The organism is Sphingomonas sp. (assembly GCF_050725575.1).
In the GTDB taxonomy this organism is placed as follows: Bacteria; Pseudomonadota; Alphaproteobacteria; order Sphingomonadales; family Sphingomonadaceae; genus Sphingomonas.
Map to the genome: position 1 here is coordinate 175438 of NZ_JBOHHW010000002.1, position 23853 is coordinate 199290.

The 23853-nt window shown below is 63.3% G+C and carries 28 protein-coding genes; 11 read left to right on the forward strand and 17 right to left on the reverse strand.

Annotation, left to right across the window (positions count from 1 at the left end):
* Positions 1 to 7: 7 nt before the first annotated feature.
* Entirely contained in the window at positions 8 to 442 is a 435-nt protein-coding gene (locus ACRECS_RS02025) for a YcgN family cysteine cluster protein (RefSeq protein ID WP_431581278.1), read from the reverse strand.
* A 10-nt stretch (positions 443 to 452) separates the two neighbouring features.
* Positions 453 to 1046 carry an SCO family protein gene (locus ACRECS_RS02030; protein ID WP_431581279.1) on the reverse strand — a complete coding sequence of 198 codons (594 nt, stop codon included), beginning with the start codon at positions 1044 to 1046 and terminating at the stop codon, positions 453 to 455.
* 86 nt (positions 1047 to 1132) lie between these two features.
* Here ACRECS_RS02030 and ACRECS_RS02035 point away from each other — a divergent pair, with 86 nt between their 5' ends.
* Complete coding sequence (locus ACRECS_RS02035; RefSeq protein WP_431581280.1) at positions 1133 to 1738, forward strand: ankyrin repeat domain-containing protein; 606 nt, start codon at positions 1133 to 1135, stop codon at positions 1736 to 1738.
* Between the two features lie 21 nt (positions 1739 to 1759).
* On the opposite strand, the gene ACRECS_RS02040 is transcribed toward ACRECS_RS02035, so the two are convergent.
* The 11 genes from ACRECS_RS02040 to ACRECS_RS02090 all read right to left on the reverse strand — a co-directional run bounded on the left by ACRECS_RS02040 (position 1760) and on the right by ACRECS_RS02090 (position 8611).
* Positions 1760 to 2260: an MmcB family DNA repair protein gene (locus ACRECS_RS02040; RefSeq protein WP_431581281.1), complete on the reverse strand. Its 501-nt coding sequence runs from the start codon at positions 2258 to 2260 to the stop codon at positions 1760 to 1762.
* A gap of 60 nt (positions 2261 to 2320) precedes the next feature.
* On the reverse strand, positions 2321 to 2974 hold the full coding sequence (locus ACRECS_RS02045; protein ID WP_431581282.1) for a cell wall hydrolase: 654 nt from the start codon (positions 2972 to 2974) through the stop codon (positions 2321 to 2323).
* Positions 2975 to 3129: 155 nt separating this feature from the next.
* The gene (locus ACRECS_RS02050; protein WP_431581283.1) at positions 3130 to 3471 is read right to left on the reverse strand and encodes a DUF1491 family protein; all 342 of its coding nucleotides are present in this window, start codon (positions 3469 to 3471) and stop codon (positions 3130 to 3132) included.
* Positions 3468 to 3932 carry a PaaI family thioesterase gene (locus ACRECS_RS02055; RefSeq protein WP_431581284.1) on the reverse strand — a complete coding sequence of 155 codons (465 nt, stop codon included), beginning with the start codon at positions 3930 to 3932 and terminating at the stop codon, positions 3468 to 3470. The genes ACRECS_RS02050 and ACRECS_RS02055 overlap by 4 nt, the downstream gene beginning before the upstream one ends.
* Positions 3922 to 4389, reverse strand: coding sequence for a PTS sugar transporter subunit IIA (locus tag ACRECS_RS02060; protein ID WP_431581285.1), 468 nt, complete (start codon positions 4387 to 4389; stop codon positions 3922 to 3924). The genes ACRECS_RS02055 and ACRECS_RS02060 overlap by 11 nt, the downstream gene beginning before the upstream one ends.
* An 80-nt stretch (positions 4390 to 4469) precedes the next feature.
* Positions 4470 to 5054 carry a ribosome hibernation-promoting factor, HPF/YfiA family gene (hpf, locus tag ACRECS_RS02065; RefSeq protein ID WP_431581286.1) on the reverse strand — a complete coding sequence of 195 codons (585 nt, stop codon included), beginning with the start codon at positions 5052 to 5054 and terminating at the stop codon, positions 4470 to 4472.
* Positions 5055 to 5105: 51 nt separating this feature from the next.
* Complete coding sequence (dnaQ, locus tag ACRECS_RS02070; protein ID WP_431581287.1) at positions 5106 to 5798, reverse strand: DNA polymerase III subunit epsilon; 693 nt, start codon at positions 5796 to 5798, stop codon at positions 5106 to 5108.
* Between the two features lie 8 nt (positions 5799 to 5806).
* Positions 5807 to 6400, reverse strand: a complete 594-nt coding sequence (gene coaE / locus ACRECS_RS02075; RefSeq protein ID WP_431581288.1) for a dephospho-CoA kinase — start codon at positions 6398 to 6400, stop codon at positions 5807 to 5809.
* The gene (locus ACRECS_RS02080; protein ID WP_431581289.1) at positions 6397 to 7209 is read right to left on the reverse strand and encodes a shikimate dehydrogenase family protein; all 813 of its coding nucleotides are present in this window, start codon (positions 7207 to 7209) and stop codon (positions 6397 to 6399) included. The genes coaE and ACRECS_RS02080 overlap by 4 nt, the downstream gene beginning before the upstream one ends.
* Positions 7206 to 7802, reverse strand: coding sequence for a Maf family protein (locus ACRECS_RS02085; RefSeq protein ID WP_431581290.1), 597 nt, complete (start codon positions 7800 to 7802; stop codon positions 7206 to 7208). The genes ACRECS_RS02080 and ACRECS_RS02085 overlap by 4 nt, the downstream gene beginning before the upstream one ends.
* Positions 7799 to 8611 carry a pyruvate, water dikinase regulatory protein gene (locus ACRECS_RS02090; RefSeq protein ID WP_431581291.1) on the reverse strand — a complete coding sequence of 271 codons (813 nt, stop codon included), beginning with the start codon at positions 8609 to 8611 and terminating at the stop codon, positions 7799 to 7801. The genes ACRECS_RS02085 and ACRECS_RS02090 overlap by 4 nt, the downstream gene beginning before the upstream one ends.
* Positions 8612 to 8914: 303 nt before the next feature.
* Here ACRECS_RS02090 and hemE point away from each other — a divergent pair, with 303 nt between their 5' ends.
* The 4 genes from hemE (at position 8915) to ACRECS_RS02110 (ending at position 12758) form a co-directional block, all read left to right on the forward strand.
* Entirely contained in the window at positions 8915 to 9952 is a 1038-nt protein-coding gene (gene hemE, locus ACRECS_RS02095; RefSeq protein WP_431581292.1) for a uroporphyrinogen decarboxylase, read from the forward strand.
* Positions 9949 to 10416, forward strand: coding sequence for a CopD family protein (locus ACRECS_RS02100; protein WP_431581293.1), 468 nt, complete (start codon positions 9949 to 9951; stop codon positions 10414 to 10416). The genes hemE and ACRECS_RS02100 overlap by 4 nt, the downstream gene beginning before the upstream one ends.
* A gap of 143 nt (positions 10417 to 10559) precedes the next feature.
* Positions 10560 to 11816, forward strand: coding sequence for a transcription termination factor Rho (rho, locus tag ACRECS_RS02105; protein WP_034157723.1), 1257 nt, complete (start codon positions 10560 to 10562; stop codon positions 11814 to 11816).
* 255 nt (positions 11817 to 12071) lie between these two features.
* Positions 12072 to 12758: a YjbE family putative metal transport protein gene (locus ACRECS_RS02110; protein WP_431581294.1), complete on the forward strand. Its 687-nt coding sequence runs from the start codon at positions 12072 to 12074 to the stop codon at positions 12756 to 12758.
* A 43-nt stretch (positions 12759 to 12801) separates the two neighbouring features.
* On the opposite strand, the gene ACRECS_RS02115 is transcribed toward ACRECS_RS02110, so the two are convergent.
* A complete protein-coding gene (locus ACRECS_RS02115) occupies positions 12802 to 13500 on the reverse strand; it encodes a dienelactone hydrolase family protein (protein ID WP_431581295.1) in 699 nt (232 codons plus the stop codon).
* 187 nt (positions 13501 to 13687) lie between these two features.
* On the opposite strand from ACRECS_RS02115, the gene ACRECS_RS02120 reads away from it, so the two are divergent.
* The 6 genes from ACRECS_RS02120 to ACRECS_RS02145 all read left to right on the forward strand — a co-directional run bounded on the left by ACRECS_RS02120 (position 13688) and on the right by ACRECS_RS02145 (position 19437).
* Positions 13688 to 13921, forward strand: a complete 234-nt coding sequence (locus ACRECS_RS02120) for a DUF6489 family protein (RefSeq protein ID WP_187761401.1) — start codon at positions 13688 to 13690, stop codon at positions 13919 to 13921.
* A gap of 4 nt (positions 13922 to 13925) precedes the next feature.
* On the forward strand, positions 13926 to 15206 hold the full coding sequence (mnmE, locus tag ACRECS_RS02125) for a tRNA uridine-5-carboxymethylaminomethyl(34) synthesis GTPase MnmE (protein WP_431581296.1): 1281 nt from the start codon (positions 13926 to 13928) through the stop codon (positions 15204 to 15206).
* Between the two features lie 79 nt (positions 15207 to 15285).
* The gene (gene mnmG, locus ACRECS_RS02130) at positions 15286 to 17127 is read left to right on the forward strand and encodes a tRNA uridine-5-carboxymethylaminomethyl(34) synthesis enzyme MnmG (RefSeq protein WP_431581297.1); all 1842 of its coding nucleotides are present in this window, start codon (positions 15286 to 15288) and stop codon (positions 17125 to 17127) included.
* On the forward strand, positions 17124 to 17744 hold the full coding sequence (locus tag ACRECS_RS02135; protein ID WP_431581298.1) for a 16S rRNA (guanine(527)-N(7))-methyltransferase RsmG: 621 nt from the start codon (positions 17124 to 17126) through the stop codon (positions 17742 to 17744). Before mnmG ends, ACRECS_RS02135 begins: the two co-directional genes overlap by 4 nt.
* Positions 17741 to 18535: a ParA family protein gene (locus ACRECS_RS02140; protein ID WP_431581299.1), complete on the forward strand. Its 795-nt coding sequence runs from the start codon at positions 17741 to 17743 to the stop codon at positions 18533 to 18535. Before ACRECS_RS02135 ends, ACRECS_RS02140 begins: the two co-directional genes overlap by 4 nt.
* On the forward strand, positions 18532 to 19437 hold the full coding sequence (locus ACRECS_RS02145) for a ParB/RepB/Spo0J family partition protein (protein ID WP_431581300.1): 906 nt from the start codon (positions 18532 to 18534) through the stop codon (positions 19435 to 19437). Before ACRECS_RS02140 ends, ACRECS_RS02145 begins: the two co-directional genes overlap by 4 nt.
* Before the next feature lie 348 nt (positions 19438 to 19785).
* Here ACRECS_RS02145 and holA read toward each other — a convergent pair whose 3' ends face one another.
* From holA to leuS, 3 genes are read right to left on the reverse strand one after another with little or no spacing between them, the layout of a single operon-like run.
* Positions 19786 to 20799, reverse strand: coding sequence for a DNA polymerase III subunit delta (gene holA / locus ACRECS_RS02150; RefSeq protein WP_431581301.1), 1014 nt, complete (start codon positions 20797 to 20799; stop codon positions 19786 to 19788).
* A 10-nt stretch (positions 20800 to 20809) separates the two neighbouring features.
* A complete protein-coding gene (gene lptE, locus ACRECS_RS02155; protein WP_431581302.1) occupies positions 20810 to 21325 on the reverse strand; it encodes an LPS assembly lipoprotein LptE in 516 nt (171 codons plus the stop codon).
* Positions 21322 to 23847: a leucine--tRNA ligase gene (gene leuS, locus ACRECS_RS02160; RefSeq protein WP_431581303.1), complete on the reverse strand. Its 2526-nt coding sequence runs from the start codon at positions 23845 to 23847 to the stop codon at positions 21322 to 21324. Before leuS ends, lptE begins: the two co-directional genes overlap by 4 nt.
* Between the last annotated feature and the right edge of the window lie 6 nt (positions 23848 to 23853).

Sequence of the window (23853 nt, forward strand, 5' to 3'; positions counted from 1 at the left end):
CCCTCCATCACAGACGCCGGTCGACGATATGATGTTCCAGTTCGCCGGCATCGACCTCCGAAATGGTCCAGCCGCGGACCGATTCACCTGCGCGGTGCACGGCATCACGATCGCCGCAGACCAGATAATGCCAGCGTGGCAACGGCTCGCCCGCAGCGCGCAATCGATAGGCGCAGGTTTCCGGCAGCCAGTCGATGTCATGGACATTATCGCGCGTCAGCCGCACGCATTCGCTGACAAAGGCGTGGCGATGGCGATAGTTGGAGCATTGCCCGCTCGATCGATCGAGCAACCGGCAAGCGACATTGGTCGGGATCAGTTCGCCGGTTTCCTCATCCTCGAGCTTGTGGATACAGCATTTGCCGCATCCGTCGCACAGCGCTTCCCATTGACCCCGGTCAAGCTGCTCAAGCGGCCTGTCTTCCCAGAACGCCTCGGTCATAAGGCCAAGCTCATCGCACCCAGCGCTTGAGTTCGGCGGCGATCGCGTCGGGCTTGCCGTCCTGGGGCAGCAGGGCCAGGGGTTTGCCTTCCGGATCCATCAGATAGGCGACCCGCGCGTGATCCATCAGATAGCCGCCGCCCGGCGCCGGATCGCCCTTCTTGTAATAGATCGCGAATGCCTTCGCGACCTTGGCGATCGCGTCGGGAGTTCCGGTCAGCCCGACCATGCGCGGATGAAAGGCGCTGACGAACTGCTTGAGGACTGGCGGCGTATCGCGTTCGGGGTCGACCGAAATGAAGATCGGTACCACCTTGGCGCCCAATGCCGGGTCGCTCTTTTCCAGCGCGCGCAGGCCGGCGCCGAGGTTCTGCACATCGACCGGGCACACATCGGGACAGTAGGTATAGCCGAAATAGACGATGCGATATTTGCCTTTGAACGCGGTATCGCTGACCTCATGCCCATCCTGATCGGTCAGCGTGAAAGGCCCGCCGATCGTCGCTCCTTCGAGCGGCGGCCGCGCCGGCGCGGAAGGTGCGGAGCAGGCGACAGGCATGGCCGCGATCAGGAGCGCGGCGGTAGCGCGGGCGATCAGTTTCATAGCGTGGCCAGCCATGATCTGTTAAGGCGGGGCGCGCAAGTTGCGTTGATACGTCACCACAGCATAACAAGGGTCGGCACGACACGATGACCGTTCGTTTGAAGCAGATCGCGGTGGCTGCTGCCGCGCTCATGATGTCCACAGGCGTCGCGCACGCGCAGCAGCAATCCGAAAGCTACAAGTTCCTGCAGGCGGTACGCGACAGCAAGGGCGATGACGTGCTGAAGATGCTGAACCAGCCCGGCAGCCGCATCATCAACACGCGGGATATCGGCACCCGGGAAGGCGCGCTGCATATCGTCGTCAAGCGCGGCGATGCGACCTATCTGCGCTTCCTGCTGCAGCAACAAGCCGACCCGAATTTGCGCGATGGGGATGGAAATACGCCATTGGCGCTTGCCGTGAATGGCGGCCAGTCCGCATTGGTCGATATCCTGATCACGGCCAAGGCCAATGTGAATCTCGCCAACTCACGCGGCGAAACACCGTTGATCCTGGCGGTTCAGCGCCGCGATGTGGGCCTCGCCCGTACATTGCTCACCGCAGGGGCCGACCCCGATCAGCCTGATCTGCTCGCCGGCATGTCGGCGCGTGACTATGCGCATGACGACAAACGATCATCGATCATGGCCAAGCTGATTGACGAGACACCGAAAAAGGCACGTCGGGCGGTTTCCGGCCCGAAGCTCTGAGTCCATAGGGTTTCGCAGCGCTCAGAATGCGGCGCCAGCCTCGGCTTCGGGGTCGAGCACGCCGATCAGGCGTCGGCCCGCGCGACGCGCAAACGCCAGCGTGCAGCGCTTGCGTGTCGCGGCGGAAAGCGGATCGGTATGGGCTTCGCGGATAATCGCCGCGTCATAACGGTCAGCGATGATGATGCCGGTGCGCTCGGGCAGGAACGCGGCTCCATCGAGCGGTGCTGCATCAAAGCCGGCTGGCAGCGCCCAATAGAATCGGTCGCAACAGCCGAGATAATCGGTCCATTTGCCATCGCCGAGAAGGTCGGCGCGCGACACCTTGATCTCGACGATGATAATCTGGCCGCGCGAATCGATCGCCATCAGATCCGCGCGCCGGCCGCCATCGAGCGACACCTCGGTCATCGCGACGAGATCGTGTCGCAACAGCATCCGGGTCGTGCCGCGCGCGACATCAGCGGCACACAGCGCAGATCCGGGGTCGTCGATACAGGAAACGGGAGGACGCTCAAGCATCCTCCCGTCTTAGAACATTAAGCGAACGAAATAAAGCCTGACAGGCCTGGCCGGCCTAACTCAACGATAGAAAACATGGTTTCCGATCGAGGCGACCTTGCTCATCCGCCAGCCCGGCGCGACGCGACGCGCATGGAAATACAGCGCGTTGGCGGCAGGGCTGTCCCAATGATCGGCCATTGCGACCTGCGCGACAGCGACCGCGGTGCGGAACTGCTTGTTGTTGGCGATCGCCGGAATATGACCGCCGCGCACGAACGAGAACTGGCCGCGCTGAGTTACGACCGAGCAGACCGACTTCGGAAAGCGGCCCGATTTGGTCCGGTTGAGAATAACCTCGGCAACCGCAAGCTGGCCGGCAAGCGGCTCGCTCTTGGATTCGAAATAGATTGCGCTGGCCATGCAGCGCAGGTCGCCATCAACCGTCGTGGGTGCGTCCTGGTCGGCGACGGCGGCATCGAGGCTCGCATATTCCACATCGTCAGTGGTGACGACCGGCGCGGGCGCTTCGCTATTGATGGCAGGCGTGGAAGGCTCAGGTGCAGATTGGGGCGCAATGGCCGGAATCTGCGCCGGCAGTGGAACCGGAACCAGCGGCGATGCGTTAATCGCGCGGTCCAGTTCGAAGGCGAAGCCCGGTGTGCTGACGCCGATGAGTCCGGCGATTCCGAGCGACATCGCCGCGAGTGTTGCGGCGCGTTGAAAAAACGACATTCAATCTTCGAACTATGCGGTTGGTGCGCGGAACGACCGGCTCAAACGGAGCTATCGCCCGGGCTGCCCCCCGACTGCGTAATCGAACGGATCGCACCCGCATCGACACAACGCATTTGACAGTGAGGACGCTATCTTTGTGCAGCGCAACAATGTCAATCGTCGAGGATCGTTTCAGCGGCGAACCGTTCCGCGAACGGGCTGTCCAGTTCAATGACCCATAAATCCGGATCACGCGACCGCCGACGCTGCCAATAGGCGGTAATTTCCGAAGGATTATCAACAGCTTGGTGGGTAGACTCGATCAACGAGACAGCGCCATCCGGCCCGATCCCGCGCTCCAGCGCTCGCGGATTCTGCCCGTTTTCCAACGCTATGATCAGTATTGCGCCAGCCTGATCATCCCCCCGGGCGAGCATCATGCCCATTCCGCCGGCATCATTCACCCGCCGCAGCAATGCGCTGACCAGAACCCCGCTGGGCAGTCGCCCGCTCATGGAGCGGAGCGATATCCGGGCAGGCTCGCAAGTGCGACGCGGGAGCGCATGAAGGTGCCGGTTCCCCGCGCCGCTTCCTCGCCATCGGCATCGATCAGCCGCGCTTCGGCAACGAAGACGCGCCGTTGACCACTGACCCAGCGCCCTTCCGCGGTCACCGGCCCGGCCTTGAGCGGACGGGTGAACAACAGGTTGAACGCGGTGGTGAGCAGGAAACGGTCAGTGACCAGGCTGTTCACGGCGTAGAAGGCCGCATCGTCCAGCATCTTGAAATAGCTCGTACCATGGGCGGCGCCCGCGGCATGATAATAGCGCTCGTCGATCAGGAAATGGATTCGCGCAAAACCGCTTTCGGGAATCTCCAGCGTCGAGTCGAACAGCTGGTTGATCGGGGCCGCGGCATAAAGCGCTTCGAGCGCGCGGAAATGCGCTTCGGCCCCGCTCGCAGGCTCAGGCGGCATCGCGCGCTTCGTCTTGAGTGAAGAGGGCGTAAAGCGCGTCGGGAGACCCCGCACCGCGCAACTTGGCGAGAAAGCCGCGATCGCGCAGCCGCCGCGACACACGTGCCAGCGCCTTCAGATGCGCTGCACCCGCATCGGGTGGCGAGAGCAGCACGAAGACCAGATCGACCGGCAAATCGTCAATCGCCTGGAATTCGACCGGCTGCGCCATCCGGGCGAACAGGCCGATCACCTGCGGCAGGCCTGCAAGCTTGCCGTGCGGAATCGCGACGCCGCCGCCAAAGCCGGTCGATCCCAGCTTCTCGCGCGCGGTCAACGCATCGGCGACGATCTTGGCATCAAGCCCGTGGATATCGGCCAGCATCGCCGCAACATGTTGCAGCAATGCCTTTTTGGTCCCCGCGGCCAACCCCTGGACCACGGCCTCGGGCAGCAGCAGATCGCTGAAATCGGTCATCATCGTCCCTGAAACGCTCTAGCGTAATCGCCCCCGCGTTCGGGCGCCCATAGCGCCGAACGCGGGTTGGTGAAAGCCGCTCAGGCCGAGCGGTGCGGCTCGACCCATCCAATCGTCCCGTCGCCGCGGCGATAGACCATATTATAGGCACCCGAGCCGCTGTTCTTGAACAGCAGCGCCGTGGTGTTGCGCAGGTCGAGCATCATCACCGCGTCGGACACGCTTGCATCGGGCACGTCGACGCGCGTCTCCGCGACGATCAGCGGGAAATCCGCCGCTTCTTCATCCTCGGTTTCACGGAACACGGTATAGCCGGCATTGTCATAGGCGCCATTTTCCGCCGCGCCATTGGTCGCGCCGGCGGAATGGCGATCCTTCAGGCGGCGCATGTAGCGGCGCAGCTGTTTCTCGATCTTGTCGGCCGCACCGTCGAACGAGACATGGGCGTCCTTGCCGTTGTTCGTTCCCTTGAGCACCAGGCCATGCATCACATGCGCGACGATGTCGCAGGTGAAGCCATTATCGTGCGGACCCTTGCCGAAGGTGACCTGCGCCGAAATCGCGCGAGAGAAATACTTCGTGGCAATGCCCTGGAGTCGATCCTCGACATGGCTTTTCAGTGCCTTGCCGGTGTCGACCTGATGGCCCGATACCCGGATTTCCATGAGCATTCTCCTTATTGGGGACCACCGATCTGGGTAGGCCCCGTCATCGCGTCAACCTGACGCCTCAAGCCGCCAAAGGGGATTGGCGATCTTTTCAATAAACGCCGCATGCCGTGCAAGTTCCGCTTCGCTCGGTTCGAACAGGCGCGGCGGGCGCACCACAGCCGGCGCCGCGACCGGCGCGAAGCTGGTCTGTATCTCGACCGTCTCGGACACCAGGGTCAGCCCGATCTGACGACCGCCGGTCAGTTCGACATAGACCTGCGACAGCAATTGCGCGTCGAGCAACGCGCCGTGCAGCACACGGTGGCTGCGATCGATGCCATAGCGGCTGCACAGCGCATCGAGGCTGTGCTTGGCGCCGGGATGCCGCGTACGCGCCATCGCAACGGTGTCGATCATCCGGCCCATATCGATCGGCGCCCGTCCAGCCCGCGCCAGCTCGCCGTTGAGGAAGCCGAAATCGAACCCGGCATTGTGCGCAATCAGCGGACAGTCGCCGAGAAACTCGATCAGCGCCTCGGCCTGGTGCGAGAAGAGCGGTTTGTCAGCAAGAAAAGCGTCGCCCAGCCCGTGAATCCGCTGTGCCTCGGGCGGCATCGCGCGTTCGGGGTTGAAATAGGCGTGGAAGGTGCGCCCAGTCTCGACTCGGTTGACGATCTCGACACAGCCGATCTCGACCATCCGGTCGCCATTGTCGAAGCTGAAGCCGGTGGTTTCGGTGTCGAAGACGATTTCGCGCATGCGGGTGATTATCTGCCTTCGGAGCCGATCAGGCAAGCGATCACCGCATCGACCGCAGCACGCGTCTCGCCGAGAGAATTACCTGTCGGAATGACAAAATCGGCGCGCGCCCGCTTTTCGGCATCCGGCAATTGGCGCGCGAGAATCGCATCGAGTCGGGCGGCGTGCATGCCCGGCCGGGCAAGCACGCGCTGACGCTGCACATCGGCCGGTGCACTGACCACCACCACCTTGTCGACTTTGGTCTCGCCGCCGGTCTCGAACAGCAACGGGATGTCGAACACGATCAGCGGCGCGGCCTTGTTGTTGGCCAAAAAAGCGGCGCGATCTTCCCCAACCGCGGGATGGACCAGTGCTTCGAGTCGCTTGAGCGCCGCCGGGTCGCCGAGCACGGCCTCGCCGAGCCGCGCGCGATCGACGCCCTCCGCGCCGGTGGTGCCAGGAAACATCGCTTCGATCGCCGCGACCAGCCGCCCATTCTTGCCCTGCAACTGATGGACCGCCGCATCGGCATCAAACACCGGCACGCCGCGATCCGCGAACATCGCCGCAACGGTCGATTTGCCCATGCCAATTGATCCGGTCAGCCCGATGACGATCATGACGTCAGCAGATCTCGCAGCTCGTCATCGCGATCGCGCGGTGGCTCGGCACCGAACAGCAACTCGAATGCAAGCGCAGCCTGGCCGATCAGCATGTCGAGTCCATCGACCGTATCGAGATCGCGATCGCGCGCCGCGGCGAGCAAAGGCGTTTCGAGCGGCGCATAGACAATATCATAAACCAGCGCGTCGTCGGGTAGCGGCGCCAGGTCAATCTCGAGCGGCGGCTGCCCGACCATGCCCAGCGCGCTGGTGTTGACCAGCAACGCTGCGGGCGGCAGCGCGGTACTCAGCGGCAGTGCCTGGCCCTTCAATCCGAAGGAAGATAGCAGGGCCGCGGCCTTCAGCACATTGCGGTTGAGAATCGTCACCGGCCCGACCCCGACTCGCGACAGGGCGAACAATATCGCGCGTGCTGCACCGCCGGCGCCGATCACCACCACCGGCTTGCCTGTGAGATCGAGATCGGCAATCGGCGCATAAAAGCCGCCGGCGTCGGTGTTGGTCCCGATCACCGCGCCATCCTCGACGCGCAGCGCCAGGTTGATTGCCCCGATCGTGCCACGCACGCCGCCGCGATCCTCGATCAGCTCGAGCGCTGCCTGTTTGTGCGGCAGGGTGATGTTGCACCCTCGCCAGAGCGGATCAGCGCGGCGGGCGGCAAAATAGGTGGGCAGATCCTCGGGGACGACCCGGTGCGCGCGATAGTCGGCATCGATGGCGAGCGCCTCGATCCAGAAGCCGTGAATCAGCGGCGATTTCGATTGGGCGATCGGATCGCCGATCACCTCGGCATAAGGCCTGCTCATGCCGGCAACACTCCCCTGACGCGCAGATAATCGAGCACCGGCAGCAGCGGCATGCCCAGCACGGTGAACTGGCTGCCCTCGATCCGGCTGAACAGTTGCGCGCCCGGCCCCTCAATCCGGTAACAGCCGACACAGCCCGAAATCGCCGGCCATTCGGCATCGAGATAGGTTTCGATGAACGCCTCGGACAGCGGCCGGACATGCATTTTCGCGCGATCGACGATGCGCCAGATCGCGCGGCCCTGTTCGGCCATCACTGCGGCGCTGACCAGTTCGTGCCGTTTGCCCGACAGGCGGCGGAGATGATCCGCCGCCTGCATCCGGTCGACCGGTTTGTCGAGCATGGTGCCATCCTCCAGTGCGACAATCGAATCACTGCCCAGCACCAGCGCCTCGCCGTCACGCTGCGACACTTTCAGTGCCTTCAGCTCGGCCAGCGCGTCGGCCATGTCGCGGGCGGCCAGGCCTTCGCCGGCAAAGGCCGCCTTGGCGCTCTCCTCGTCAACGCCGGCTGCGAGTGCTTCGAACGGCACCCCGGCCGCGGTCAGCATCGCGCGACGCGATGCGCTTTGCGAGGCAAGCACCAACCTCATGCCGCACCGTCCCGTTCGCTGACCAGCGCAATGATCGCCGCCGCCGTTTCCTCGATCGAGCGCCGTGTGACATCGATCACCGGCCAGCCATTGTCAGCGAACATGCGCCGCGCAAAGGCGACCTCGCGCGTCACCGCTTCCTGGTTCACATAATCAGTTTCAGGCACTTGGTTGAGCGACAACAACCGATTGCGCCGCACCTGGATCAACCGGTCGGCGCTGGTGGTCAGGCCGACGACCAACGGATGTTTCAACGAATAAAGCGCGTCGGGCGGCGGCGATTCCACCACGATCGGGATATTGGCGGTCTTGAAGCCGCGATTGGCGAGATAGATCGAGGTCGGCGTCTTCGACGACCGTGAAACGCCTGCAAGCACGATGTCAGCCTCTTCCCAATTCTCCCAGCCGATGCCGTCGTCATGCGACATGGTGAACTGGATCGCATCGACACGCGCGAAATAAGCGGCATCGAGCGCGTGCTGCCGGCCAGGCCGTGCCTTGGCCTGCTGGCCAAGCAATCCGGAAAGGGCATCATTGACCGCATCGAGTGGCGCCACCGCCGGGAGACCAAGCGCACGGCATCGCGCCTCAAGCGTCCGGCGGGTCGTGCTGTTGACCAGGGTAAAGATCACCAGCCCGGGATTTTGCGCGATTTCCTGCAGGATGCGTTCGAGATGCGCTTCGGTCCGCACCATTGGCCAGAAGTGACGGATCGTCTCGACATCGTCATATTGCGCCAGCGCCGCCTTGGCGATGTTCTCCAGCGTCTCGCCGGTGGAATCGGAGAGGAGATGGAGGTGCAACCGCATCAGCTGGGCAAGTCTGTGGACAACATGACTCGAATCGGTAGCGGAACTTCGCCGGTGCGAAAAGCCGGCGTTGGCCTGCGGATAACTCGCACTTTGTCCACAATCCCATCGACAGGCGGCGATTCTGCCCACAGCCTGTGGATAAGGAGGACAAATTGTCCGACTCAGCACGGAAGCGAGAGACTCGGAGGGTCAAGCTGTTGGCATTATCGGGATGACCGCATAAGCCCCGGCATCCACCTGCCAATCACTTCAATCACCTCTTAGATTCTTAAATCTATATAGAAGAAGGAATGCTCGGCATTGACCGATGCTTCGATTTCCAAACCTCTGCTTGCCACGCTGAAAGGCGCAAAATTCCCGGTGCCGCCGGTCTGGCTGATGCGCCAGGCGGGACGGTATCTGCCTGAATATCGTGCGCTGCGAGCGGAAAAGGGCGGTTTCCTGGCACTCGCAACTGATCCGGAGTCAGCTGCCGAAGTGACGCTCCAGCCGATCCGCCGCTTCGGGTTCGACGGCGCGATCCTGTTTTCCGATATCCTCATGGTCCCCTGGGCGCTGGGACAGGATCTGAGCTTCGGAGTCGGCGAGGGGCCTCGATTGCAGCCGGCACTGGTCGATCATGCGCTGACGGGGCTGCAAACCGCCCCTGAGCGGCTCGAGCCGGTCTATGCGACCGTCGCCCGGGTGGCGGCGGCACTGTCGCCCGAAACGACCTTTCTGGGCTTTGCCGGCAGCCCCTGGACCGTGGCCACCTATATGGTCGCTGGCCATGGCAGCCGCGACCAGGGCGAGACGCGCCGGTTCGCCTATGGCGACGAGGTGGCGTTCGGTGCGATCATCGATGCGATCACTGACATGACGATCGAGTATCTCTCGCGCCAGATCGCGGCGGGAGTCGATGCGGTGCAATTGTTCGACAGCTGGTCGGGCAGCCTGTCGCCGGCGCAGTTCGAACGCTGGGTGATCGCGCCGACCGCGCGGATCGTCGCGACGCTGCACGATCGTCATCCCGACACGCCGGTGATCGGCTTTCCCAAGGGCGCCGGCGGGAAACTGCCGGCCTATGCGCGGGAGACTGGCGTCGATGCGCTCGGACTCGACGAAACAGTCGATCCGCTTTGGGCGGCCGCCTCGCTGCCGCGCGACTTGCCGGTACAGGGCAATCTCGATCCGCTGGTATTGATCGCCGGCGGCGCTGCACAGGATGGCGCGGTATCGCGCATTCTTGCAGCATTTGCCGATCGGCCGCATATCTTCAATCTCGGCCACGGCATCCTGCAGGATACGCCGATTGCCCATGTCGAGCGGCTGCTCGATGTCGTTCGGAGTGCGCGATGATCGAAATGCTTGGCAGTGCCTATCCCTGGGTCAAGGCGGCGCACATCATCTTCGTGATCTTCTGGGTGGCGGGCATGTTCATGCTGCCGCGTTATCTGGTGTACCATCAGGAGGCGCTGGAGAAGACCGGGCCTGGATCGGCCGAGGCGCAGTCATGGGTCGAGCGCGAGAACAAGCTGCGCAAGATGATCCTGACGCCGTCGATGATTCTGGTCTGGCTGCTCGGCCTGGCGCTGGCGGCCAATCTCGGCCTGTTTTCGGGCACGCCGGGGCTTGGCTGGCTTCATGCCAAGCTGTTTCTGGTGGTCGTGATCAGCGGCTATCATGGCTGGGCGGTGGGCTATGCGAAGAAGCTCGCTGCCGGGAAGCCGACCCTCACCGGCCGGCAATTGCGCATGATCAATGAATTGCCGGCGATTCTGGTGATACTGATCGTCATATTGGTGATCGTCCGCCCGTTCTGAACGGCTTGACTTGGGGAGGGTGCGCACCTAGGTCGCAGTTAGCCAGTACGCGCTCCTGCCGTGCTGGTCCTTCCTCCAGCATCGTCGCATATTCTTTGCAGACTGACGCTCCCCGACCAGCCCCGTGACGCCGGACGCCCGAAATGCATCTCAAAGACCTGAAGAACAAGAAACCCGCCGAACTGGTCGAAATGGCCGAGGAGCTTGGCATCGAGGGGGCATCGACCCTGCGCAAGCAGGATCTGATGTTCGCGATCCTGAAGGTCCAGGCCGAAAACGGCGAACAGATCATGGGGCTCGGCACGATCGAAGTGCTGCCCGACGGTTTCGGTTTCCTGCGCTCGCCCGAGGCGAATTATCTCGCCGGTCCCGACGATATCTATATCTCGCCCAACCAGGTCCGTAAGTTCGGCCTGCGCACCGGCGATACGGTCGAAGGCGAAATTCGCGGTCCCAAGGACGGCGAACGCTATTTTGCGCTGGTCAAGCTGACCGCGGTCAATTTCGACGATCCCGACGCGGTCCGTCACCGCGTCAATTTCGACAATCTCACCCCGCTTTATCCCGACGAGAAGCTGACGCTCGATCCGCAGGATCCGACGATCAAGGACAAGTCGGCGCGGGTGATCGACATCGTCTCGCCGCAGGGCAAGGGCCAGCGCGCGCTGATCGTTGCGCCGCCGCGGGTCGGCAAGACCGTCCTGCTGCAGAACATGGCCAAGGCGATCACCGACAATCACCCCGAGGTGTTCCTGATCGTCCTGCTGATCGACGAGCGCCCCGAGGAAGTGACCGACATGCAGCGCTCGGTGAAGGGCGAGGTGATTTCCTCGACCTTCGACGAACCGGCGCAGCGTCACGTGCAGGTCGCTGAAATGGTGATCGAAAAGGCCAAGCGCCTGGTCGAGCACAAAAAAGATGTCGTGATCCTGCTCGATTCGATCACCCGTCTCGGCCGCGCCTACAACACGGTCGTGCCGTCATCGGGCAAGGTGCTGACCGGCGGTGTCGACGCCAACGCCCTGCAGCGTCCGAAGCGCTTCTTCGGCGCCGCGCGCAACATCGAGGAGGGCGGGTCGCTCTCGATCATCGCCACCGCGCTGATCGATACCGGCAGCCGGATGGACGAGGTCATCTTCGAAGAATTCAAGGGCACGGGTAACTCGGAAATCGTGCTCGACCGCAAGGTCGCCGACAAGCGCATCTTCCCGGCGCTCGACGTCGGCAAGTCCGGCACGCGCAAGGAAGAGCTGCTGGTCGATCAGGGCAAGCTGTCGAAGATGTGGGTGCTGCGCCGCATCCTCATGCAGATGGGCACAATCGACGCGATGGAGTTCCTGCTCGACAAGATGAAGAATTCGAAGACCAATGAGGATTTCTTCGATTCGATGAATCAGTAGGATTCTCGAACGCGTCCTTCTGCAGGTCAGCGTTCGGCGTAGAGATGCTGACGGCGTTGCTCGTCGGTCATCGGCTGGGCGATATACCGCGCCGAAGTCCGTACGTCGGGATCGATATGCGTGGTGACGCGTACCGCTTCATGGCTTTTATAGGCCGATGTTGACGATCACCTGTTTCGCCCACGGCCTGTTTGCGGAGTCGATCCTTTGAGCGTCATCGCATCATTATCGGCCGCTGCCTCCGCGATAGAACCCATGTCGCTGGACTGGCTATGGACTCATATCGTCAGCGATTTCGCCAATATCGCCACCGCTTCGGCGATGACCGCGTTTGTGACCGTCGTCCTGCTCGATGTCGCGCTCGCTGGGGACAATGCGGTCATTGTCGGGGCGCTTGCTGCAGGATTGCCGGCCAATCAGCGCAGGAACGTGATCGCGATCGGCATTCTCGCCGCGCTGATCCTGCGCATCATCTTCGCGGTGGCCGTGCTCTACGGCCTGGAAAGCTTCAAACATTACGGCCTGGTGCTCGGTGGCGGCCTGTTGCTGCTCTGGGTGGCATGGAAGATGTACCGTGAACTTCGTCCGCATGGTGCGGCCGGCGGTTCGCCGGAGGTCGCGGGCGACGAGCGGAGCGGCATCAGGCCGGCCAAGAATTTCATCGCGGCCGCCTGGGCGGTCGCCGTTGCCGATGTGTCGATGAGCCTCGACAATGTCCTTGCCGTGGCTGGTGCGGCACGTGCGCACCCCGGCATCATGGTCATCGGCCTGATCCTGTCAGTCGCACTGATGGGCGTCGCGGCCAATGTGATTGCCAAATATATCGAGCGCTATCGCTGGATCGCCTGGATCGGTCTGGTCATCATCCTGTATGTTGCCGGCAAGATGATCTTCGAGGGCTGGCACGACATGCAGCCTCTTATCACCACCATTACTCGATAATATGCTGATAAATCACAATAATATTGTAATCGATGAGATCGTCCTAGCCCAGATGCTCGGCAAAAAATGCTGCACTGCGGCGATCTGCCAGATCCGCGGCGGCAGCTGAACGGCGCTGGCCGACTTCGGTCGCAAAACCATGATCCTCGCCGGGATAATCGTATAGCGTGACCTTGGGATGGTCGCCGAGCCCCTCATGCATGCGTGCCTGGGCGGCCTTGTCGACAAAATGATCCTCCTGCGGAACGTGCAGCAGGACTGGATGGGCGATGGCATGCTTTTCGCCGAGCAGGCCGTCAATGCCGACACCGTAATAGCCGACGCTTGCATCGACATCGGTGCGGGTCGCGGTCATGAAGGCGAGGCGGCCGCCCAGGCAATAGCCGACCGCGCCGACCTTGCCGCCATTGACCAGCGCGCGCGCTGCGCGGATCGTCGCTTCGATATCGGCGACGCCGAGCTGCTGGTCGAACTCGCCGAACAGACCCAATCCGCGCTCGAACTCCGTTTTGATGTCGGGATCGAGTATGATGCCCGGCTCGATCCGCCAGAACAGGTCCGGCGCGACGGCAAGATAGCCATCCTCGGCCAGGCGGTCGCATTTGCGGCGAATGCCGGCATTTACGCCGAAGATTTCCTGAATGACGACGATCGCGGCGCGCGGCGTTCCCGCCGGCTCGGCGACATAGGCGCTAAAGCTGCCATCATGGTCGAGCGTATCGATGCTGATCGTCTTGGTCATAATAGCGTCTTTCCAGCATTGCGGCGCTCATCATTGAGCAGCCATGATTTGGGCGGAATTGTTGCCCGCAGAATTGGCCTCGGACGCGCACCATTGCCAATGGGCGTTGCGATCCGGGTAAAGTCGCGCGCATACATGGACAGGACTATGCCGAGCGCTCGATAGTCGCTCAAGCGGAGATGACGCGATGAAGATCAATGTCGAGGTGGATTGCACCCCTGAAGAGGCGCGCCGCGTGATGGGGCTGCCCGATTTCACCCCGGTCCATGAAAAATACATCGCCATGCTCAAGGATTCGATGGACGGCGTGGTCGCCCCCGACATGCTCGAAAATGTGATGAAGAGCTGGGCGCCGATGGGCGATGCTGGGATGAGTTTCTGGCGCAAGATGTTCGAGTCCCCGACCAAGTCCGGCGACTGACCGAATGGAAACGATTTTCGCGGTGTCTAGCGGGGCACCGCCCGCCGCGATCGCGGTCTTGCGGATCAGCGGGCCGGACGCTTTTTCGGCGACGCAAGCGCTTGCCGGCACCTTGCCGCCGGCACGTGTCGCCACACTCCGCAAACTGCGCGCGGCGGATGGCGGCATTCTCGATCATGCCTTGCTGCTGGTCTTCCCCGGACCAGCAAGTGCGACTGGGGAGGATGTGACGGAGATACATCTTCATGGCGGACGCGCCGTTGTCGCAGCGGTCGAACACGCGCTTGACGGCATGGAGGGGCTGCGCCGGGCCGAGCCGGGCGAGTTCACCCGCCGTGCCCTGATGGCGGGCAGAATTGACCTGACCGAGGCGGAAGGGCTGGGCGATCTGCTCACCGCCGAGACCGAAACCCAGCGTCGAGCAGCGATGACCGCGGCCGAAGGCGGCGTGCGTCGCCGGGTCGCAACATGGTCAGCGCGGTTGCTTGGATTGGCGGCGCGAGCCGAAGCGCAGCTCGATTTTTCCGATGAGGACGATGTCGCGCCTGAGGAAGCGACCGATATCACTGCGGCGGCGCGCGCGCTGGCCGATGATATTGCCGTGGTGGTTGCCGCGCCCCCGATCGAAAGGTTGCGCGACGGTATTCGCGTAGTGCTGGCGGGGCCGCCCAATAGCGGCAAGTCAACGCTGATCAATGCGCTGGCCGATCGCGACGTGGCGATTGTGTCCCCGATCGCCGGCACGACGCGTGACCGGATCGAAGTACCGGTCAGTCATGGGGGGATCGCCTATGTGCTGACGGATACTGCGGGATTGGCGGGACAGACGTCGGATCCGATCGAGGCGATCGGCATTGAGCGCGCGGAAGCGGCCATAGCGATGGCCGACATCATATTGTGGTTGGGCGATGAAGCGCCGGCCGTCGTGAACAGTCTATGGATTCATGCGCGGGCGGATCGCCTGGGCCGGGAATCATTGCCGGAGGGGCGGGCGCTCGCTGTGTCGGCGGCGACCGGTACGGGCATTGTCGAGCTGTGGCAACAGATTGAAGCCCGGACCACGAGCTTGCTCCCGCGCCTTGATGATGTCGTGCTCAACCGGCGGCAACGCTCACTCGCGGCGGAGTGCGGCGCCTTGCTCACCGAGGCATCGCGTGCGTCGGACATGCTGATCGTGGCCGAACATTTTCGCCTGGCGCTTGCGTCACTCGACAGGATAACCGGTCATAGTGATACCGAGGCCATGCTCGACACGCTGTTTGGGCAATTCTGTATCGGCAAATGATGTTCCACGTGGAACAATGGCGCGGTCGATATGGGCGAACAATTTTGACAGCGCGCCGGTTGCGACCTAGCGCACAGCCATGATCGCATTCGATGTCATCGTTATTGGTGGAGGCCATGCCGGCACAGAAGCTGCCGCTGCGGCTGCGCGATGTGGTGCCCGCACTGCTCTAGTCAGCTTTGATCCCGAAAAGATCGGCGCAATGTCATGCAATCCGGCGATCGGTGGCTTGGGAAAGGGCCATCTCGTGCGCGAAGTCGACGCGTTTGACGGCCTGATCGCGCGCGCGACCGATGCCGCGGGCATCCATTATCGCATGCTCAATCGCAGCAAGGGGAGCGCGGTTCAGGGCCCGCGGGTTCAGGCCGACCGGCGCCTTTACGCGGCAGCGATCCAGCGGATGCTCCAGGCGCAGGACAATCTGACCATCGTCACAGGCGAGGCGGCGGCACTGTCGTTCGATTCCTCGGCTGCGGTGAGCGGCATCATGCTGGCCGATGGCCGCATTATGACGGCGCGATCGGTGATCCTCGCAACAGGCACATTTCTGGGCGGACGAATGTTTCGTGGTGAAGAGCGCCTGGCCGGCGGGCGAGTGGGAGAGGCCGCGGCGACTCGCCTTGCGGTGCAGTTGCGCGACGCGAAGCTGCCCATGGCGCGGCTGAAAACGGGCACGCCTCCACGGCTCGACGGCCGCACGATCGACTGGTCGATGCTGGCCGAACAGCCCAGCGACAGTGAATTATGGACCATGTCGCCGGTATCGCACGGGCGGCCTTTGCCGCAACTGTTCTGCGCGATTACCCGGACGACCGGGCGCACGCATGATATTATCCGCGCGTCACTTGATCGCTCGCCCTTGTTCGGCGGGGCGATTGCCGGGGCGGGGCCGCGCTATTGCCCGTCGATCGAGGACAAGATTCACCGCTTTGGCGACCGCGACGGACATCAGATCTTTCTCGAGCCGGAAGGTCTCGATGATTCAGCGATCTATCCGAACGGGATTTCCACCTCACTGCCGACCGATGTTCAGGCAGCGATGATCGCCTCGATCCCCGGGCTGGAGAAAGCCGAGATCATGGTGCCGGGCTATGCGGTCGAATATGATCATATCGATCCCCGCGCCCTGGCGCCGACGCTTGAGGTTCGGGCCATGGTCGGGTTGTTCTGCGCCGGGCAGATCAATGGGACGACTGGTTATGAAGAGGCTGCAGGGCAGGGGCTTATCGCCGGCCTGAATGCCGCGGCGCGCGCGCTCGATACCGCGCCGGTCGTACTTGATCGGGCGAGCAGCTATCTCGGCGTCATGATCGACGATCTCGTGCTGCAGGGCATCACCGAACCTTATCGCATGCTGACGGCACGGGCGGAGTATCGCCTGCGCCTGCGGGCCGACAATGCGGAAACCCGCCTCGGTGAGATTGCCGCGGCTGCCGGCGCGCTCGGACCCGAGCGCTGCCGCCGGATGGCCGCGCGTCGTGAGGCGTTGGCGAGCATCGTCACGATGCTTGATCGACGCGTCTCGGCAGCGGAGGTGATGCAGCGCGGCGGCATGAGCGCCGAAGGGCCGGCGCGCTCGGGGGCGGATTGGCTACGGCTCGCCGGTATCAACATCGCTCACATCGCGCCCGACCTGATTGATCAGCATGACTCTGCCTTGATCGCGGAAGCGGTCGAGGATGCGCGCTACGCTCCTTATATCACCCGTCAGGAAAATGACGTGGCTCGCTTGCGTGGCAATGACGCCGTGGCCCTTCCAGCCGATCTCGATTTCGCCGCCATACCTGGACTGTCCAACGAAATGGTCGAGCGCCTGGCCGCGGCGGCGCCTGATTCCCTGGGGGCGGCCGGGCGGATCAGGGGGATCACCCCGGCCGCTCTGACGGCGATTCTGCTTCATATTCGTCGGCGCGCGGCATGACGGAAGACGAAGCGCAGCAATGGATTCGGGACCGATTCGGTGCGGAGGGGCAGGGGCAGTCGCGACTGGCCCATCTGGCGGACCTGGTGCGCGCGGAGGCGGCACACCAGAATCTCGTCTCGGCGTCCACGCTTGAGTCGCTATGGGTTCGTCATATTGTCGACTCGGCCCAGCTGATTCAGTTCGCCGGGGACAGCGACGGTGTCTGGCTTGATATCGGTACGGGCGCGGGCTTTCCCGGCCTGGTGGTGGCGGCGCTGCGCGATCGTCCGACGATTCTGGTCGAGCCGCGTCGCCGTCGGGCCGATTTCCTGACCACTGCCGCCGGCGTGCTCGGCCTGTCCCGAACCGTCACCGTTATCGCGTCCAAGGTTGAGACAGCAAAGGTCAGCGCGGCGATTATTTCAGCGCGCGCCGTCGCGCCGGTCGAGGCATTACTGGCCTCGGCGGCCCATGTTGCGACAGCGGAAACCCGCTGGTTGTTGCCAAAGGGCCTTCGAGCGCGCGAAGAGGTGGCGCGGGCGCGGGAGACATGGCATGGTATGTTTCACGTGGAACACAGCGTCACCGATCCGGACTCGCTCATCGTAATCGCCAGCAAGGTGTCTCGTCGATGAATGTCATTGCCGTTGCCAATCAGAAGGGTGGGGTCGGCAAGACGACCACCGCAATCAATCTCGGCACTGCACTCGCCGCGACCGGGATGCGCGTGCTGATCATCGACCTCGATCCGCAGGGAAATGCTTCGACTGGTCTTGGTATCAACCGTGCCGACCGCGATAAATCGACCTATGATATCCTGCTCGGCGAGATGCCGGTTACCGAGGCGGCAATGCCGACCTGTGTGCCGAAGCTCGATATCGTTGCGGCTACCGCTGATCTCTCTGGGGCGGAAATTGAGCTGGTCGATTATGAGGAACGCACCCACCGGCTGAGCCGGGCGCTTGGGCGTTGCGAGAGCCGCTGGGACGTCGCGCTGATCGATTGCCCGCCATCGCTCGGGCTTCTGACGCTCAACGCCATGGTTGCCGCCAACTCCCTGCTTGTGCCGTTACAATGCGAGTTCTTCGCGCTGGAAGGACTCAGTCAGTTGCTCGGCACGGTTGAGCGGATTCGCGAACGCTTCAATCCCGGCCTGACGATTCTCGGCGTCGCGCTGACCATGTATGATCGCCGCAATCGGCTGACCGACCAGGTTTCGGCCGATGTCCGCGCCGTGCTCGGCCGCGTCGTGTTCGAAACCGTCATTCCGCGTAACGTGCGCTTGTCGGAAGCACCGAGCCACGGCGTTCCGGCGCTGATCTACGATTATCGCTGCTCCGGGTCGGAAGCCTATATGGCACTGGCCCGTGAGCTGATCGCGCGACTTCCCAAACCCGCCCCAGACACCGCCAGCAGAGCCGCATGACAGATCAGGAACCCGGCGGCCTTGGCCGCATCAAACCCCGTTCCGGGCTTGGCCGTGGCCTCAACGCCTTGCTTGGCGATGTCGCGCGTGAAGAGCCGGTTGCCGAAGGCAGCGCCAAATCGACCGGCGTGCGCACTTTGCCGGTCGGATCGCTTAGCCCGCATCCGGGCCAGCCGCGACGGCATTTCGAGGAATCGGCGCTCGAAGAACTTGCCACCTCGATCGCAGCACGTGGCCTGATTCAGCCAATCGTCGTGCGCCCCCATGGCAAGGGCTATCAGATCGTCGCCGGCGAACGCCGCTGGCGTGCTGCGCAGCGTGCGCGCCTGCATGAAGTCCCTGTAATCGTTCGTGATTTCAGCGATGCGGAGACGCTGGAAGTTGCGCTGGTCGAAAATATCCAGCGCCAGGACCTGAATGCGATCGAAGAGGCCGAGGCCTATCACCGGCTGATCGATGATTTCGGCCACACCCAGGACGAATTGGGCAAGCTGGTCCATAAATCGCGCAGCCATGTCGCCAATCTGTTGCGTTTGCTCGACTTGCCGCAACCCGTGCAAGAGCGCGTCGTCACCGGCGAGCTGACCATGGGCCATGCCCGCGCGCTGATTGGCGCAGCAGATATAGAAAGCCTTGCCGATCAAGTGGTTGCCAAGGGTCTTTCAGTAAGAGAGACTGAGCGCCTGGCGCGCGCCGCCAAGCCCGATACGCAGCGCGCGCGGCGCGGTGGCGATGGCGGGCGCGACGCCGATCTGGCGGCGCTCGAGCATCAGCTGGGCGATCTACTTGGCCTGTCGGTGCGCATCGCGCACAGCCCCAAGGGCGGCACCCTGACGCTCAGCTACGCCACGCTCGATCAGCTCGACATGATCTGCCAGCGCCTGAGCGGGGAGCGGATCTAAAGAAACTGCGGGGAGCGGATTTGAAAGCCGCCCGAGCGTCGTTATTCGTGGCAGCCGGCGATTCAACATGGTTGCGAGATGTCGCATGGTGAGGGTCGGACGAGTCGTCGGCGAGGCGCGCTCTTCCCGCTCTTTCTCATGGCCGCGAAGCGTTGGGCGTAAAGCGCCTGTTTCGATCAAAAAGGCCCCTGTTATGGCTCCTGTTCCGTCCTGTTTTTCAATAACAGGAGCGGTGCAATCAACCTATTGAAATAATGGGATAATAGGGCTGCTTGAGCGGCCATAACAGGCTGAGAAAAAATATCGCCAATAACAGGAGTGCAATCTGGCCCGTCAAGCGGCCGGACTCTAGCGCTGGCGCGCCGCCATTCGGGCAACCGCGAGAATGGCCGATTGCGCCAGCACGGTGCCGGCGCTGGCCGAGCCCATCATACCGCGCTCGGCGAGGCGAATGCGATCGATCGCGGCGGCAATCCGGTCGCTGCGCCAATGCCGCAAGGCGCGCGCGGTGATGGCCTTCTCTCGGAAGAACACGCCTTCCGACACCTGCGCGACACCTGCGCCAGCATCGACCTGCGCGCGCAATTCGGCCAGCGTCATCAACCGTCGGGCAAGCTGGCGCAGCACAGGAATCGGCGACACGCCGGCCTCGTCCAGCCGCGCCAGTTCGGCCCCGAGCGCGTCGGGCTGCCCATCAATCGCCGCGTCGATCGCGCGGCCCATTTCGGCATCGCCCAGATCGGCTCCAATGGCATCGAGCGCGGCATCGTCGATCTCGCGCGGCCGATCGGGCGCCGCGTCGAGATAGAGCGCGATCTTTTCCAGCTCGCGCGTCATCACAGCCCGATCGCCGCCGCTGGCGGTTGCCAGCCGCATGGCCGCATCGCCAGTGGTGCGCAGGCCTTGTTCGCGTGCGATCGCTACGGCCAGTTTCTCCGCATCGGCGCCTTCCGGCACATAACAGGCGAATGCCATCGCGCGCGGCGAGGCCAGCGCGAGTTTGACCAGCTTCGCCGAGGATTTGAGTGAGGGAGCGATCGCGACCACCGGATTTCCCGCCCGCTCGCCGTCGAGCAGCAAGGTCGCTGCTTCCAGGCATTCCTCGCCTGCGCCAGCGATGCGGATGTGCCGCGCGCCGCCGAACAGCGACATGGACGCGGCCTCGTCGGCGAGTCTGCCCGGATTGGACTTCAGACTCGAAGGCTCGATATCGACGCGTTCGGCCTCCGGGCCCATTACGCGCGCGAGCCGTAGCGCCCATTCCTGTGCCCCGGCCTCGTCGGGCCCATGGAAGAGATAGAAGCGGATATCGGGATTGGCCGCGTCGATTGCGCCGCGCAGTTGGTTGGCGTTCGCCTTCACTGTCCCGCCTTCATGGCGCTTTCGATACTTGCGTCCGCTGGGCGTAGAGCGCGACGCGTGAGACGATCTGGTCCGCAACGATGTCCGACAGACGCTCAAGCGCGGTATTTTCCGCCGCGATCGTCGCATATTCGGATCCGACCACATCGATGCCAGCATCCGATCCGGCCGTGGCATCAAGCAGCACCGTGCCCTTGGTGAGGTCGATCAGCTGATAACGCGCGCGCAGTGTCCGCTGCTCGCGCGCCACGCTGTCGTCGCGCCGCACGCCAAGGCCGGTGATCTTGTCGTCGAGACGGACTTCGAGCCGGTAGAGCGGCGTCGCGCCACCGGCCGACAGCCGGTCGTTGAGCGCATTGGTCATCAGCCAGCCAGCCTTGCCCTCGATCGGCGCGACCTGAATCCGGGTCAGCGTCGTTGCCACTGCGCCTGAACCACCGCCGGTATAAAGCGGCTTCAGGCCGCAGCCCGACAGGCCGAGGACTATAAGGGCGAGCGGGGCGGCGAGGCTGGCGATACGCTTCATGCGACGATGTTTATCAGACGATCGGGCACATAGATGATCTTTTTCGGCGTCCCGCCTTCAAGGATGCGCTGAACATTGGCATTCGCGAGCGCAATCGGCTCTACCGTCTCGCGCGGACTGCCCTTGGGCATGGTCAGCGTATCGCGCAGCTTGCCATTGACCTGCACTGCAATGGTCACTTCATCCTCGACCAGCAGCGCCGGATCGACCTCGGGCCAGGCGGCATCGGCGATCAGGCCTTTCCCGCCGTCCGCCGCCCAGGCTTCCTCGGCAAGATGCGGCGCCATTGGCGCGACGAGCCGCATCAGCGTGCGAACCGCGTTGGTGCGCGAAGCGGACGGGGCGGCGCGCTCGATCGCATTGACCAGCTCGTACAGCTTGGCGACGGCCTTGTTGAAGGCCAGTGCCTCGATATCGATCGCGATTCCGGCGATCGTCTGGTGCAGCTTGCGGTCGACCGCCACATCGGTGCCTTCGGCCGCTTCAAGGCCATCGAACAGCCGCCACAGGCGCTGGGTAAAGCGCCACGAGCCTTCGATACCGGCCTCGCTCCACGGCAGGTCGCGCTCCGGCGGAGAGTCGGAAAGCATGAACCAGCGCACCGCGTCCGCGCCATACTGATCGACGATTTCCGTTGGATCGACCGTGTTCTGTTTAGACTTCGACATCTTCTCGACGCGACCGACGATAACATCTCCGCCTGTTTTGGTCCGAAAGGCCGTACCATCTCCTCGCAGAGAAATTTCCGAAGGATTAAAGTATGTTGGGCGATCTGACCCCTCGGGACGCACATAGTAGCTTGGGTGCGTCACCATGCCCTGGGTGAACAGGCCAGCGAACGGTTCGGCCACATCGAGCCGCCCGATATGCTTCAGCGCTCGCGTCCAGAAACGCGCATAGAGCAGATGCAGGATCGCGTGCTCGACCCCACCGATATACTGCCCGACTGGCAGCCATTTCTCGGCCACCTCGCGGTCGAACGGCTTGTCCTTGGGCTGGCTGGCGAAGCGGATGAAATACCAGGACGAATCGACGAACGTGTCCAGCGTGTCGGTCTCGCGCCGCGCTGCGCCGCCACAGGTCGGGCAAGCGACATGCTTCCAGGTCGGATGACGGTCGAGTGGATTGCCGGGAATGTCGAAACTGACATCCTCGGGCAGCACCACCGGCAATTGCTCGCGCGGCACCGGCACCGCGCCGCACGCGTCGCAGTGGATGATCGGGATCGGCGTGCCCCAGTAACGCTGGCGCGACACGCCCCAGTCGCGCAGCCGGAACACGGTCGAGCCCTTGCCCCAGCCGTCATCCTCGGCACGGCGGATCACGGTGCGCTTGGCATCCTCGACATCCATGCCGTCGAGAAAATGCGAATTCACCAGCGTGCCGGGCCCGGTATAGGCCTCATTGCCGGCGAACACCGGATCCTCGATCTCGCCGTCGGAGACGACGCGCCGCACCGGCAGGTCGTATTTGCGCGCGAAATCCAGATCGCGCTGGTCATGCGCCGGCACGCCGAATACCGCACCCGAGCCATAATCCATGAGCACGAAATTGGCGATATAGACCGGCAATTGCCACGTCGAATCAAAGGGATGAGTTGCACGAAGCCCGGTGTCGAAGCCGAGTTTCTCCTGCGTCTCCAGCTCAGCAGCGGTGGTCCCGCCGCGCTTGCACAGGTCAATGAACTGGGCCGCCTGCGGGTTTGTCTCAGCTGTTGCGCGCGCGATAGGATGGTCGGCCGCGACTGCGACGAAGCTGGCGCCGAAGATCGTGTCCGGCCGCGTGGTGAAGACCTCGATCTCTCCGTCGCCATCGATCCTGAACCGGAACGTCAGTCCCTGGCTGCGGCCGATCCAGTTTTCCTGCATCAGCTTGACCTTGTCAGGCCAATGCTCGAGCGCGCCGAGCCCGTCGATCAGCTCGTCGGCGAAATCGGTGATTTTGAGGAACCACTGGCTCAGCTTGCGCCGTTCGACCAGCGCGCCTGAACGCCAGCCACGCCCGTCGATCACCTGTTCATTGGCCAGCACGGTCATGTCGACCGGATCCCAATTGACCGCCGATTCCTTGCGATAGACCAGGCCGTGAGCGAACAGGTCGAGGAACAGGGCCTGTTCGTGCCCGTAATAATCGGGCTCGCACGTCGCAAGTTCGCGCGTCCAGTCGAGCGCGAAGCCGAGCCGTTTCAGCTGTGCCTTCATCGTCGCGATATTGGCACGGGTCCAGCCGCCCGGATGGACGCCCTTTTCCATTGCCGCATTCTCGGCTGGCATGCCGAATGCGTCCCACCCCATCGGGTGGAGCACCTCATGCCCGATCATCCGGCGATAGCGCGCGAGCACATCGCCCATCGTATAGTTGCGGACATGCCCCATATGGATCCGCCCCGACGGGTACGGAAACATTTCGAGCACATAGGAACGAGGCTTGGCTGAATCGTCGCGCGCGGCAAAGGTGCGGCGTTCCTCCCACACCGCCTGCCACGCCGCGTCCGCCTTCAGCGCGTTGAAGCGCGAGGCCATTTGATT

Coding starts and splice junctions, on each gene's coding strand:
- ACRECS_RS02025 (WP_431581278.1), bottom strand. CDS start 442: ATGACCGAGGCGTTCTGGGAAGACAGGCCGCTTGAGCAGCTTGACCGG.
- ACRECS_RS02030 (WP_431581279.1), bottom strand. CDS start 1,046: ATGAAACTGATCGCCCGCGCTACCGCCGCGCTCCTGATCGCGGCCATG.
- ACRECS_RS02035 (WP_431581280.1), top strand. CDS start 1,133: ATGACCGTTCGTTTGAAGCAGATCGCGGTGGCTGCTGCCGCGCTCATG.
- ACRECS_RS02040 (WP_431581281.1), bottom strand. CDS start 2,260: ATGCTTGAGCGTCCTCCCGTTTCCTGTATCGACGACCCCGGATCTGCG.
- ACRECS_RS02045 (WP_431581282.1), bottom strand. CDS start 2,974: ATGTCGTTTTTTCAACGCGCCGCAACACTCGCGGCGATGTCGCTCGGA.
- ACRECS_RS02050 (WP_431581283.1), bottom strand. CDS start 3,471: ATGAGCGGGCGACTGCCCAGCGGGGTTCTGGTCAGCGCATTGCTGCGG.
- ACRECS_RS02055 (WP_431581284.1), bottom strand. CDS start 3,932: ATGCCGCCTGAGCCTGCGAGCGGGGCCGAAGCGCATTTCCGCGCGCTC.
- ACRECS_RS02060 (WP_431581285.1), bottom strand. CDS start 4,389: ATGACCGATTTCAGCGATCTGCTGCTGCCCGAGGCCGTGGTCCAGGGG.
- hpf (WP_431581286.1), bottom strand. CDS start 5,054: ATGGAAATCCGGGTATCGGGCCATCAGGTCGACACCGGCAAGGCACTG.
- dnaQ (WP_431581287.1), bottom strand. CDS start 5,798: ATGCGCGAAATCGTCTTCGACACCGAAACCACCGGCTTCAGCTTCGAC.
- coaE (WP_431581288.1), bottom strand. CDS start 6,400: ATGATCGTCATCGGGCTGACCGGATCAATTGGCATGGGCAAATCGACC.
- ACRECS_RS02080 (WP_431581289.1), bottom strand. CDS start 7,209: ATGAGCAGGCCTTATGCCGAGGTGATCGGCGATCCGATCGCCCAATCG.
- ACRECS_RS02085 (WP_431581290.1), bottom strand. CDS start 7,802: ATGAGGTTGGTGCTTGCCTCGCAAAGCGCATCGCGTCGCGCGATGCTG.
- ACRECS_RS02090 (WP_431581291.1), bottom strand. CDS start 8,611: ATGCGGTTGCACCTCCATCTCCTCTCCGATTCCACCGGCGAGACGCTG.
- ACRECS_RS02100 (WP_431581293.1), top strand. CDS start 9,949: ATGATCGAAATGCTTGGCAGTGCCTATCCCTGGGTCAAGGCGGCGCAC.
- rho (WP_034157723.1), top strand. CDS start 10,560: ATGCATCTCAAAGACCTGAAGAACAAGAAACCCGCCGAACTGGTCGAA.
- ACRECS_RS02110 (WP_431581294.1), top strand. CDS start 12,072: ATGTCGCTGGACTGGCTATGGACTCATATCGTCAGCGATTTCGCCAAT.
- ACRECS_RS02115 (WP_431581295.1), bottom strand. CDS start 13,500: ATGACCAAGACGATCAGCATCGATACGCTCGACCATGATGGCAGCTTT.
- ACRECS_RS02120 (WP_187761401.1), top strand. CDS start 13,688: ATGAAGATCAATGTCGAGGTGGATTGCACCCCTGAAGAGGCGCGCCGC.
- mnmE (WP_431581296.1), top strand. CDS start 13,926: ATGGAAACGATTTTCGCGGTGTCTAGCGGGGCACCGCCCGCCGCGATC.
- mnmG (WP_431581297.1), top strand. CDS start 15,286: ATGATCGCATTCGATGTCATCGTTATTGGTGGAGGCCATGCCGGCACA.
- ACRECS_RS02135 (WP_431581298.1), top strand. CDS start 17,124: ATGACGGAAGACGAAGCGCAGCAATGGATTCGGGACCGATTCGGTGCG.
- ACRECS_RS02140 (WP_431581299.1), top strand. CDS start 17,741: ATGAATGTCATTGCCGTTGCCAATCAGAAGGGTGGGGTCGGCAAGACG.
- ACRECS_RS02145 (WP_431581300.1), top strand. CDS start 18,532: ATGACAGATCAGGAACCCGGCGGCCTTGGCCGCATCAAACCCCGTTCC.
- lptE (WP_431581302.1), bottom strand. CDS start 21,325: ATGAAGCGTATCGCCAGCCTCGCCGCCCCGCTCGCCCTTATAGTCCTC.
- leuS (WP_431581303.1), bottom strand. CDS start 23,847: ATGGCCTCGCGCTTCAACGCGCTGAAGGCGGACGCGGCGTGGCAGGCG.